Annotated in this window: 14 protein-coding genes and 1 other annotated feature; of the genes, 9 read left to right on the forward strand and 5 right to left on the reverse strand. The window is 31.1% G+C overall.

Annotation, left to right across the window (positions count from 1 at the left end; genetic code table 11):
* Nucleotides 1-3: 3 nt before the first annotated feature.
* Entirely contained in the window at nt 4-903 is a 900-nt protein-coding gene (gene hisG, locus J3T98_RS01820; RefSeq protein ID WP_065563470.1) for an ATP phosphoribosyltransferase, read from the reverse strand.
* Between the two features lie 33 nt (nt 904-936).
* Nucleotides 937-1,062 (reverse strand) — a sequence feature (His leader region).
* A 191-nt stretch (nt 1,063-1,253) separates the two neighbouring features.
* A complete protein-coding gene (locus tag J3T98_RS01825; RefSeq protein WP_267361985.1) occupies nt 1,254-1,646 on the reverse strand; it encodes an Lrp/AsnC family transcriptional regulator in 393 nt (130 codons plus the stop codon).
* Between the two features lie 106 nt (nt 1,647-1,752).
* Between J3T98_RS01825 and J3T98_RS01830 the strand changes: the two genes are divergently transcribed.
* Nucleotides 1,753-2,304: a cysteine hydrolase family protein gene (locus J3T98_RS01830; RefSeq protein WP_267331988.1), complete on the forward strand. Its 552-nt coding sequence runs from the start codon at nt 1,753-1,755 to the stop codon at nt 2,302-2,304.
* Nucleotides 2,305-2,445: 141 nt separating this feature from the next.
* Nucleotides 2,446-3,600, forward strand: a complete 1,155-nt coding sequence (locus J3T98_RS01835; protein WP_267361986.1) for a hypothetical protein — start codon at nt 2,446-2,448, stop codon at nt 3,598-3,600.
* 365 nt (nt 3,601-3,965) lie between these two features.
* Here J3T98_RS01835 and J3T98_RS01840 read toward each other — a convergent pair whose 3' ends face one another.
* On the reverse strand, nt 3,966-4,382 hold the full coding sequence (locus tag J3T98_RS01840) for a DoxX family protein (protein WP_065734870.1): 417 nt from the start codon (nt 4,380-4,382) through the stop codon (nt 3,966-3,968).
* A 414-nt stretch (nt 4,383-4,796) separates the two neighbouring features.
* On the opposite strand from J3T98_RS01840, the gene J3T98_RS01845 reads away from it, so the two are divergent.
* The gene (locus J3T98_RS01845) at nt 4,797-5,420 is read left to right on the forward strand and encodes a TetR/AcrR family transcriptional regulator (RefSeq protein ID WP_267361987.1); all 624 of its coding nucleotides are present in this window, start codon (nt 4,797-4,799) and stop codon (nt 5,418-5,420) included.
* 113 nt (nt 5,421-5,533) lie between these two features.
* Here the strand turns inward: J3T98_RS01845 and J3T98_RS01850 are convergent, their stop codons facing one another.
* Both J3T98_RS01850 and crcB read right to left on the reverse strand, forming a co-directional pair.
* Complete coding sequence (locus tag J3T98_RS01850; RefSeq protein WP_065734868.1) at nt 5,534-5,932, reverse strand: cell division inhibitor SulA; 399 nt, start codon at nt 5,930-5,932, stop codon at nt 5,534-5,536.
* A gap of 106 nt (nt 5,933-6,038) precedes the next feature.
* Nucleotides 6,039-6,416: a fluoride efflux transporter CrcB gene (gene crcB, locus J3T98_RS01855; RefSeq protein ID WP_065563463.1), complete on the reverse strand. Its 378-nt coding sequence runs from the start codon at nt 6,414-6,416 to the stop codon at nt 6,039-6,041.
* Between the two features lie 177 nt (nt 6,417-6,593).
* Here crcB and J3T98_RS01860 point away from each other — a divergent pair, with 177 nt between their 5' ends.
* The 6 genes from J3T98_RS01860 (at nt 6,594) to J3T98_RS01885 (ending at nt 12,400) form a co-directional block, all read left to right on the forward strand.
* Nucleotides 6,594-7,196: a riboflavin synthase subunit alpha gene (locus J3T98_RS01860; protein WP_267361988.1), complete on the forward strand. Its 603-nt coding sequence runs from the start codon at nt 6,594-6,596 to the stop codon at nt 7,194-7,196.
* Nucleotides 7,197-7,705: 509 nt separating this feature from the next.
* On the forward strand, nt 7,706-9,676 hold the full coding sequence (locus tag J3T98_RS01865) for a BglG family transcription antiterminator (protein ID WP_267361989.1): 1,971 nt from the start codon (nt 7,706-7,708) through the stop codon (nt 9,674-9,676).
* Nucleotides 9,666-10,121: a PTS sugar transporter subunit IIA gene (locus J3T98_RS01870; RefSeq protein WP_267361990.1), complete on the forward strand. Its 456-nt coding sequence runs from the start codon at nt 9,666-9,668 to the stop codon at nt 10,119-10,121. Before J3T98_RS01865 ends, J3T98_RS01870 begins: the two co-directional genes overlap by 11 nt.
* Nucleotides 10,122-10,150: 29 nt before the next feature.
* Nucleotides 10,151-11,488, forward strand: coding sequence for a PTS galactitol transporter subunit IIC (locus J3T98_RS01875; protein WP_065563459.1), 1,338 nt, complete (start codon nt 10,151-10,153; stop codon nt 11,486-11,488).
* Between the two features lie 14 nt (nt 11,489-11,502).
* Nucleotides 11,503-11,787 carry a PTS sugar transporter subunit IIB gene (locus J3T98_RS01880; RefSeq protein ID WP_065563458.1) on the forward strand — a complete coding sequence of 95 codons (285 nt, stop codon included), beginning with the start codon at nt 11,503-11,505 and terminating at the stop codon, nt 11,785-11,787.
* Nucleotides 11,788-11,884: 97 nt separating this feature from the next.
* The gene (locus J3T98_RS01885; RefSeq protein ID WP_267361991.1) at nt 11,885-12,400 is read left to right on the forward strand and encodes a YjbQ family protein; all 516 of its coding nucleotides are present in this window, start codon (nt 11,885-11,887) and stop codon (nt 12,398-12,400) included.
* Nucleotides 12,401-12,406 lie beyond the last annotated feature (6 nt).

Consider the following 12,406-nt stretch of genomic DNA (forward strand, 5'->3'; position numbering starts at 1 on the left):
TGATTACTCCATCATTTTTTCAATTGGTAATACAAGGATTGAACTAGCACCTAATGCTTTTAGTTTTTCCATGGTTTCCCAGAATAATGACTCAGTGCTAACCATGTGTAATGCTACCCGATTTTGCTCACCGGTTAATGGTAAAATAGTTGGATTTTCTGCACCAGGTAATAGCGAAACAACTTGATCTAAAACTGCTGTTGGAGCGTGAAGCATAATATATTTAGATTCACGAGCTTGAATTACACCTTGAATTCGAGTCATCACTTTATCGATTAGGGCTTGTTTAGTGCAGGACATTTCACCTTCACGTTGAATTAAGCATGCTTTCGATTTATAAATGACTTCTATTTCTTGTAAACCATTGGCCTCAAGAGTTGCACCACTTGATACCAAATCACAAATTACATCAGCTAAACCAGCTCGAGGAGCCACTTCAACAGAACCATTAAGCAAACAAGTTTTAAAACTTACATTATATTGAGAGAGATAACGGCGGAGTAGGTGAGGATAAGTTGTTGCTACACGCAAATTATTTAAGCACTCAGGACCTGTATAGTTAAAGTCACGAGGGGCGGCAATAGATAAACGACATCCTCCAAAATCAAGTCTACGTAATTTTTTATATTGTGGATTATAACCTTCAGCTTGCCTATCTAGAACTTCTTCTTCTAAAACATTTTCGCCTACAATACCAATATCAACTACGCCATCAATCACAAGGCCTGGTATATCGTCATCACGAACGCGTAAAATATCAATTGGCATATTTTCAGCGAAAGCAATTAGACGTTGCTCTTGTAGATTAATTTTAATACCACACTGAGCTAGTAATTTTTTTGACTCATCACTTAAACGTCCTGATTTTTGCATTGCTATACGTAAACGTGAATTATCCAACATGTTATTCTCCCTAAATAAAATTATTAACCACAAACAAAAAAACCCTCGGAAGTTTGATCTTCCGAGGGTTCTCTATTTGCTTTTGCGAAATCACCGGAAGACCATTTGTCTTCCAGCACCAATCGCCCGAAGACTATTCAGGAATGATGGTGATGATGGTGTTTAGTCATACAAAAACAATTCATAAAGATTAAAACCTTTAAATTTAACTGTTGTACAAAATATAACAGAAACGATTAATGAGCAATAGCTTTTTGTTAATTTATTGAAATAAATTGTAAGCAAGCGATTATTATTAACCATAATGACTTATCAAATATAAATATTTAATCATTTATTTTTACGATTAATTATAAGATTTGTTTTAACTTATGGCTGACTTTATAACGACTATAATCAGCAATTTTATTTAAGAAGTTCTCTAAACTATTATTTTCAAAGTGGCAGACAATCATATAACAACCATCACCAGTAATTTTGTAAAATTCGGAAACCTCATCAAAAGATTTTACTAACTTTTCAAACGATTCAAATTGATTTGAATTCATATAAATAGTAATAAATTGTAATTGAGATTTTTGCTCTTTAATGGTGAATTTTTCGATAATATGATTATTTAATAACTCTTGCACACGTTGACCAACTGCTTGGCTTGACAAGAATACTTTCTCTCCAATCTCTCGCCAAGATTGACGACTATTCTCTTTTAACTCATTTAATATAGAGCGATCTTTTTTATCCATATTTTCATTTTGAAAGCGAACTGCTGTTAATTCCTTCAATTTACTATGTTATTTAAAAGTTAATACCTGCAGAATAATAACATAAAACATGATAAAGGAGAGCAAAATGACGCAAGCATTAATAATTATTGATGTGCAAAATGATTATTTCCCTGAGGGAAAATACCCATTAAATAATACCGAACAGACGTTGAAATATATTTTAAAGTTACAAAATTATTTCCGTCAAAAGCAATTGCCGATTATTTATATACAGCACGTTAATCAAGATGTTAATGCCGCTTTTTTTGTAAAAAATAGCTACGGAAGTCAGTTACATTCTAAATTACTTCCTCTTGAAGAGCATAATGAATTTATTGTTCAAAAAGCATATCCAAATAGCTTTTACCAAACTCATTTACAACAGAAGTTAGAGCAATTAGGTATATCACAATTAGTGATTTGTGGAATGATGAGTCACATGTGTGTTGATTCCACTACACGCTGCGCATTTGAACTAAATTATCAACCAATTTTGATTCATGATGCTTGTACTACTCGTGATCTTAACTTTAATGACAATATAATTGCTTCACAAATAGTTCATGATAGTTTTATGTCTGCATTAATGCGATTTGCAACAGTAAAGAAGTGTGAATCATTTATACAAAAAATTTAATGAAGTGAAATAAATAAAACACTATTTTAAACTTTAATAATTGAAGTAAATATTCTTATTTTTGACATTAATATTTATCTGTGATAATACTGGCTAATTAAAAATAATTTAATATTAATTAGTATTTTATAGGTGTTTTACATGTTTCAATCCATTGATGTGCATCATGTAGCAAGAGAGGTTATTATATTATTATTCTTGTTGCCAATCTTTTATTTCTTTTATGTTTTTTCATTCATAACTATCTTTGTAAGAATGAATCGAATTATTAGAGCAATTCTAGCAACTATAATTTTGGCTTTAACTGTTTATATTTCAATCAATGCTAATTTGGAGTTTTTTATATTTTTTCTTTCAGCCATTGTTTTTCCGCTAATAATTCGTTTTTGCCAATCAGAAACAAAAAAATATTTTGGTTCAAGAAATAAATTAGCTTCTCTATTCAGTTATATATTATTACCATTATTTTGTACTTTCTTTTGGCCGACTTATTTAATCATAGTACCTGGCGTGACTAAGTATTTAGAAAATAGACCAAGTAGCGAGTGCAAAAAAAATGGACGTTTAGTTGAACTGTCTAAAGATGCAATCTTACGTATTTATCCTAATTCTAAATATTCACCATTTTGGGTTATTGAAGGATATAATAGTGCTAATGTTTCAGAAAGAAAATTTTGCGAGAAGTTTTCTAATGATGTAGCTCATAAAATTGATAAAATTAGTGATATTAGAATTGACTCGAGTGATATTTGCCTTCATCCAACATCCAAAGCATTAACTGCTTATTGCAATAATATAAAAAATGAAAATTTACAATTTAACAATTTAGATATTGATTTTTTTAGAACTAATAAGAATAGCTCTGATGACAGTTCATTTAAAATATTTCAAGAAAACTTAGAGTATGCAAAAAGTAAAGAAAACTGTGATTATTGTTATAATAAATTTATAGAGAGTAATCAATTTGACAATAATATAGTTCTGTATAGATTTAAAAATAATAATATTCTAATTGTTCCCCAACCAAATTGGTTACCTATTCAATCTGAACCATTAGTAATTAAATGTTCAATTGATAAGGATTTTGGATGTCATTATATTTATGAATATAAAGGGGATTTTAAAGTATCACTTCACTATGAATTTATTAATCATGATAATAAAGCCAATTATGGAGAGGAACCCATTTACAACCAAGAGTTCATTGATAAATATTTAGAAGGCGCTCAAAAAGCCGCTTTAGTAGTTGAAGATTTTATTGAGAGTCTAAGTGACAAGCAAGATATGGTGGATTGAGACTTTAGTTAAATAGTTTCAAATTACTTGCCGATTGATGTTAGTTTATATTTTAAGGATTGATTTCAGATAAAGCTTTCAATGCTTAGATAAATTTACCCAGAATATACATATTTAGTTTTCTTATTATTAATAAATAAACAATCAAAAAATTGTAGCGTAATATGTTTAATAAAATAGATCATATAAACATAACTGGTTTAAATAAAATATAATTATCTGAATGTTAAGATAGGGAAGAGTAATAAACAATATCGATAGGAAAACTAAGCCATTATTAAAACTAGATTGAACTATTTATTTAAGCGATAAATCAAAGTTAGAGGAAAGGTAATCATTTTTACCTTTCCTAGAAATTTAACATATTATGACTCGATAATTTGTGGATATTTTTTACCAGATAGAACACTAAATCTGCCGGTTCCAAGCAATGAAAGACTAAAAGCAGTTAAAGACATAAATGCTGGATATTCCCAACCACCACCTGGATTAGTAAATGACCAACCATTAGCCCAATGCACAATAGTTATTATTGCTAGTTGAAAAAAGGCAATTAATGCAACAGCGCGAGTTAGAATACCTAATAGCAACAATGCACCGCCACCAATTTCAAAAACGATTACAATATAAGAAAAGAACCCAGGAAAACCAAGAGTGTGAAAATACTCTGCGGTACCTTCTGGTGTTAGAACAAGTAATTTAGTAAAACCATGGGCTAAAAACATCATACCTAAAGCAATTCGTAATACGAAAGCAGCTACATCAGTTTGATATTCTTTCATTGTGTGTTTCCTATATTAAGTTAACAAAATAATAAAAATCTTACATATCTATTACTTATTTGAAACATAGGATACTGCATGTGAGATTGTCTCACAGTTAACAATCAATAGTAAAGGAACATTAAAATATTAAAGTTCTTCTTATCAATATGAATTAGTACTATTAATTGCGATAAAATAGCGGTGCGACTAATGTCGCACCGGTATTACTTACTTATTGTTGGTGTCGAATAGAATTGGTATTTAAATTTGTTTGCCTAAATTATGTTTCTAAACATTCAAATTTTATTGGGTAACATTATATATCAAAAATGAGACTTTAGTCTCATTTTTTTAAAATATTTCACAATTAATAATTTATTATTTAAAATGAAATAAATGGCGTAAAATTAATATAAGTCAAAAAACACTGTTATGAACAAATCTGAAACTAGTTCTTTGAACAACTTTACAAGTCTTAAAAAAAAGAATTATGAGCGACTATTAGAGATTGCTTTGGACTCATTAGAAAATGGAATTGAACCTACGATTACTGAGTTAGCTGATAAATCAGGAATCTCAAGATCGACTGCTTATCGCTATTTTCCAACACAAAATGATCTGATATCGGCAGTGGTTAATCGTTCACTTGATCCTATTTTACAATGGCATACAGACGAACAAAATATAAGCCAAAGAGTTAATGAATTCATATCGTTTGCTTATACTGAAATGATAAAACATGAAGGTGCTATAAGAGCGACGATGCGATTATCTTTGCAACAATGGGCGAATGAGCGTTCTAAATCAGCACCTAATACAACAAAACGAGTACGGGAAAATCGTAAAGAGGTAATTTCGAAATTATTACAACCGTTACAATCACAGCTTAGTGAAGAGCAATATAATAAAGTCATTTATACCATATCAATCATCTGTGGTTCGCAAATAACGGTTTTAAAAGATGTTTGGAATTTAGATGATTCATATATTATATCGCTTTCTCAATGGATAGCTAACGCTATCATTAATCAAGCGAAAAATGATGCTAACACTTAACGTGTTTTTTCCTATTCCTTTCTAAGTTTTTAAAACGAAAAATCATTCAAAACACTGCCATATTAGACAGTGTCTTTCTTTTATAACTATAAATTTAAGAAACAGATATTTTTTTAATGGTATTGAATTGGTTGTTGGTTTTGTTCATCGTGAACTAAAAACAAACAGGTATTGCTGGTTAAAACGGCTTGTTGTAAACGCAGTTTATCTTGCTCATTAAGATCATTAACACATGCAACTACATAACTACAGGTTTTACTTTGTAATGCTTTCTCAATAGTAGATACTAAATTTTCATTATTCAAATTAGCTAAATGAACAACTTTTTCTTTATCTAGTCCAGCAGTATTCACCCATGAACGTTTTAGCATCGGACGATCTGATAGCCATAATTGCCATTTTTTCTCTTTATTAAATGAACGTAATAAAGGTCGCTGTTGTTGTAACACCTGTTGAAAGGGTGTTTCAAAATTGATAGCCATAAGTTGTGGTGAAGAATGTTCAATAAGCATAAAAACCTCGATACTGTTTACATATACAGTGTATATTAATACAGTAATTTGAGGTTGTAAATACTATTTGTGATCATTTTTTATATTGTTTTGGGTTAATATACCTTCATGAACGAAAAAATTGATAGGTAAAAAAGCCTAAAAATGTCATTAAAACTGAGCCAGTAACATGAACAGCAATGGTCGCTAATCCCCAACCAATACGACCTTCTTGAAGAAAGTTAACAATTTCAGCTGAAAACGTTGAAAAAGTAGATAACCCACCACAAAAACCAGTAATTATCAGCAATCGCCACTCAGCAGAAAGATTTGCATGATTAAAAAAAGCAATTGCAAAACCAATAATATAACCAGCGATCAAATTAGAAAATAATGTACCTAAAGGAATAGCAAAAGCAATGACATTTAATTTTAACGATAAGAACCAGCGAAGCAATCCTCCGAAAACTGAACCGATTGAAATAGCTAAAATAAGTTTCAACATAAATGGGTAACCTTTAAATCATAAATTAAATCCGATCATATCAGTAGAGCATCCAATTGGATATCTTTTTGAAGATAAAATCATTCATTTATTAAATATTCGATTTCAATCGTTATTATTTTTTACTGGTTTGCGCTAAAATATTTAGCTAAATGATTAAATATAAAGGTTATGATAATGTTTACAGGAATCGTACAAGGTGTTGGTCAGATTATTTGTATCACAGATCGAGACAAATTAAGAACCTATAAAGTCAAACTTCCACACAACTTAACAAATAATATCGAAATCGGGGCATCAATAGCAAATGATGGCTGTTGCTTAACCGTAACCGGAATTGAAAATGATTGCGTAACCTTTGACATTATGCAAGAAACCCTTGCTTTAACTACTCTCGGCCATAAGAAGCAAAATGACTTTGTTAATATTGAACGAAGTGCTAAATATGGTGATGAAATTGGTGGGCATGTAATGTCTGGACATGTCTCTTGTACTGCAACCATTATCGATATCCAAAAAACAGCTACCAACTGTCAAATGACCTTAGCTATGCCTGAAAAATTTATGAAATATGTGCTATATAAAGGCTTTATTGGTATAGACGGCGCAAGTTTAACCGTTGGTGAGGTTAAAGATAACCATTTTAACATTCACCTGATCCCAGAAACCTTATCGATTACTACTCTGGATACCAAAAAAGTAGGGGATAGTGTTAATATCGAAATTGATTCACAAACTCAAGCTATTGTCGATACGGTTGAACGCGTATTAACAAAATAAATGATTGAGCACAAAAGATTATTTAATAATGGTTTATTGCAAAAAATAGACTTTTTATTGAAATAAAAGCAAACTATTAAAAGCATCAAACCATTATTATTGAATTAACTTATAACATAAGTTATTACAAACATTTATCTCTCTATATAAAATAAACTCAGCTCAGCTATTTAATAGGATGAAAATATTAAAGGTATGCTTTACTATCTGAAATGAATCATTCAAATAATCATCATTCTTAATTTATTCATTAAAAAGAGATATAAAATAGTAATTTCATGTCAAATGACTAAATGTATTACCTCATTATTAAGACCTTTATAATCATCTAGATTAAGAAAAATACCCCACTTTAAGATTGCTATTTACGCACTCAGACTTTTCAACATTGGTTATTATCACATTGGATTCCAGATTAATCTGGAAAAAAATGTAATCGTCTTATTTATTTATCTAACTATACTTTAAATCATCATGAAGGTATTACATACAGAAAAAGGAGTTGAGTAATGGAAAGACAGATCAAATTACTTAAACTACTTTTTAGCCAGTCAGAATTTAAACCGGCTGCTTTTTTTAGTTCAAAATTATTAATTTCAACTAAAACCGTATATTGCGATATTGAGAAACTAAACGAACGTTTAAAAACGATACCGAATATGGATATTCGAATCGAAAAGTCACCTCGTAAAGGATTAATTTTATTAGGTCAAAAAACGGATATTGAAACAATAATTAATTACTTAGAACAAAAAAATAGTCACAGCTATTTTAATAAAAAATCACGGCGATTAAGTCCTGAATACCGTCGCTTAGATATTGTTAAACGATGTTTATTAAATAGTGAAAACGTATCACTTGAGCAATTATCTTTTGACTATTTAGTCAGTAAAACATCATTACACAAAGATATCGAATTTATTAATCGTGCGCTTGAGCAAGAAAATATCGTATTAACCGTCACTCATAAAGGAATTCATGTTGACGGTAATGAAAATCAAATACAACGAGCGATTAAACATTTTCTCTCCTTATATATTCACAAACAAGATGACTATTATCTAAATCAATTGATGAAATCCTTTATTGGGGATGATTCGTTTGAACAGATAAATCGATTACTGTTTGAACGTTTTGAATCGGTCGTTGCACAATCTACTGAGCATTATCTATCTTCGCTACTGATATCAATTACCATACAACTTAAGAGATTGTGTTTGGGATATTCAATTCCTGAAGAAAATGATTTTTTATTTAATCATATTCGATATATGCAATCCTACTTAATTGCCTCGGAATTGGCAAAAACACTTGAGTCAACTTTTCAGGTGGCGTTTCCAACTAATGATATTAAATATTTAAGCAAACTATTTTTTGCTCATCGAATCATTGATGAAAATATCATTGTTGATGACAGTTTTTATGAACAAATCATCTTTAGGATCATAAAAAAAATTGGTGACATTGAGAATGTAGATTTAACGGGTGATAGTAAATTGTTTCACTCTTTATTGTCACATTTTCCATCGATGATTACTCGTTTGCAAAAGAAAATCCGTATTATAAATCCAATATTAGATGAGATAAAACAAGAATATTCCAAATTATTTAGTGTGTTATGGTATGCACTTTCAGACTTAGAACGTAAATTTGACATCCATTTAAATGATCATGAAATCTCATTTTTATTGATTCATTTTCAAATAGCTTTAGATAAAGCCGCGGATGCAAATAATATTGTTATTATTTGCCAATATGGATGCTCATCATCAAATTTAATTTTAAATAAAGTACGAAAACTTTTACCGTCGAAAGATAATATCGAAGTCTATTCTGTTTCAAAATTAAATTCGACCAAACTTAGTAATGTCGATTTAATCATCACTACACTTGATATCAACAACATTAATAAACCCATTGTCAAAATATCGTCATTATTAAACAATCAAGATTACCAAAATATTATCCAAGCTTACGCCAACTATGTTCTTAATAAACAACCCGATTTTTCAGACAATTACTATCCAACAACAGCTAAATTCGTTAAAGCAGATTTAATTGAATTAAACGTTGATATTCAACACAAAAATGAATGCCTTAACTTACTGATAAATAAGCTTGAAGAGAAAGGATTTGTAACTAAAAACTATCGTGATTCAGTGTTATATCGTGAAGAAATCGGTGATACCTCGATTGAAAACGGGATCGCTTTACCACATGGTTCACCAATGTTCGTCCTTAAATCAAGCATATCAATCATGACATTAAAACAACCGATCAAATGGGGCATGATTGATGTCAGCATCATTATCATGGTTAGTCTTTCCGAGAACAACATTAATAGTATTAATGACGTTTTCACTGAAATTTATGAAATAGTCTCGAATAAACAGGCAATTTCATCCTTAAAAAATCTCACAAACTTTAAACAACTTAAACTATTTTTGGACAATCAAAGAGGAATCAAGAATGTACTTTGATCAGCATTTATGCCTATTCAATATTGAGGCAAAAACTAAAGAAGAGATCTTAACAACAATGGCACAAATGTTATTTTCACATGGAATTGTTAAACAAGACTATTTAGATGGAATTTTGCAAAGAGAAAAACAATATCCAACAGGATTATTAATTAATTCCGTCGGTTTTGCCATACCACACACTGATTCTTCAAAAGTTAATCAGTCACAAATTTGCTTTGCATCCCTAAAAAATCCAATCATTTTTTCTGGTATGACTGATGATAAAGAACAAATCCCAGTCAAATTCATTTTTATGCTAGCAATGAAGCAGCCACATGAGCAAATTGAAAATTTACAGAACCTTATTGGCTTATTTCAAAATGATGAGCAAATAAAATTATTAGAAAAGTGTCAATCAATTAACGAATTTACCACTATTTTAAATACCGCAGGCGTTAAATAGGGTTGATTAATTTTATCAAGGAGTTACAAATGGATAGTGTCATTAATATTTTTCAATGGTTAATAGATCTTGGTGGAGTGGTTTTTTTACCAATCATCATTTTTATCATAGCCTTATTTTTTAGAGTCAGTTTTTCCAAAGCGATAATGTCGGGTATTACAGTCGGTATCGGTATCGTTGGTCTTGGATTAGTTATCGGTTTACTATCTGACACTTTAGGTGTTGCCATCCAAAAAATGGGTGAACAGTATGGAACATCATTAAGTATTATGGATATTGGTTGTGGAGTAGGTGGGCCATTGGCATTCTCAACGACATTGGGGTTATTGCTAATTCCAGCATCATTAATTATCAATTTCTTATTTATCTCACTCGGTTGGACTCGAACGTTAAATGTCGATATCTGGAATTTCTGGTTTGCGATTTTCCTAGGTTTAGTGGCATATTCAGTCACAGGTGAATATTGGGTTGGTATCATTGGCTGTATAACTGCAGTAATGTTGCAATGGTTTTTAGCCGATCTATTACAGAAACCAATAAGCTCATTTTTTGGTTATCCTGGCATTGCTATTACTCACCTCATGGCATTATCGGGTGCAATTGTCGCAATCCCATTAAATTGGATCTTTGACCGAATTCCAGGTTTAAATAAATTAAATGCCGATTCAGAAACGCTAACCAAACGTTTTGGTATCTTTGGTGATACTGTTGTTATCGGATTAATCATCGGTATTGTTGTAGGGATTTTAGCCAATTATGATGTTCCAAAAATTGGTCAGCTAGGTATTTCAACTGCTGCAATCATGAAAATTATGCCAAAAATGGTTGCAATGTTTATGGAAGGCTTACTTCCTGTTGCTGACGCTGCGCGTGAATTTACTAGCAAAAAACTTAATGGAAAACAAGTAAACATCGGAATGGATGCCGCGTTAACTGTTGGTCATCCTGCGGTAATGGCAACTGCGTTAATCATGGTGCCAGTATCATTACTACTTGCTTTGATCTTACCGGGTAACAAAGTACTACCTTTTGGTGATTTAGCCTTCTATGCATTTGGCATCTGCTTAATGGTACCGTTTTTTAAAGGTAATATTATTCGTTCAATCCTTGGTGGCACCATTTACCTAGTTATCTGCCTATATATGGCAACTTGGCTTGCACCAGTCATCACTGATGTATTCCATCTAGCTAATTATGATGTAGGTACAGCTGGTATTGTTACTGTAATTTTATGTGGATTATGGCCTGTAACACTATTTGTACTGTTATTAACCCATATCGGATACCTTGGCTTAATTGGTTTAGCTCTCGTAATCCTTTGCTTGCTTATCTATATTAACAAAATCAAAAAAATTGAAATGTATTAAAAGGAAATAGTCATATGAAAAATTTACTCATAATGTGTGGTGCAGGTCATGCAACTTCAACTATTGCAGTAAGCAAAGTCACTAAATGGCTTAGTGATGAAAAATTAACAGATCAAGTGAAAATTTATCAATCTAAAATTGCTGATGAACTTAATAAAATCGACTCTTATGACGTTGTGGTGAGTACCACCATCGTACCAGATTCAATTAAGGCTAAAGTCATCAACGGTTTACCATTACTTACTGGTGTAGGATTGAATGAGTTTTTTGCAGAGTTAAAAAAACGTTTAGCTATTTAATTAAAAAGCATCATTAAGTATTTATAACGACCGCCTCATTGACTTTCGTTAACTGAAATAACAAAGTTAATGAGGCTGCAATAAGGAATAAAGCAATATGAAAATTATTCATCATGCCATTGAAATCAATACTGTTGCTGGCAGACACTCTTACCATGATATTACTGAAGAATTAAATCAATTTGTTAAGCAATCCAATATCGAAAATGGTCAGTTAACCATAGCTACCACACATACAACTTGCTCACTATTTTTTGAAGAGTGTATGCATGACACTAATTTTTTTGGGGATGAGTTTCTTCATGTCGATATCAACAATACCTTAGAAAAAATTGTACCACGCATGACCAGTGAAAATCAGTACAACAGCCCTGGTCCAAAGCATGTTGAATTTGGTTTAGGACTTAGTGATCCCAATTATCCAGCAGAAAAATGGGTGATGCTAAATACAGATGCTCATATCAAATCATCACTTTTTGGTGATTTCTCATTGGTGTTGATCATTAAAGATGGTTTGCCACTATTAGGGCAATTAGGAAAAATCTATTTTGTTGACTGGGATGCGCTACGTGAACGAAAACGTAATGTCAATTTTATGTTGATGGGCTGTTAATAAGAG

The sequence above is a fragment of the Gilliamella sp. B2772 genome (assembly GCF_026536985.1).
GTDB lineage: Bacteria > Pseudomonadota > Gammaproteobacteria > Enterobacterales > Orbaceae > Gilliamella > Gilliamella apicola_E.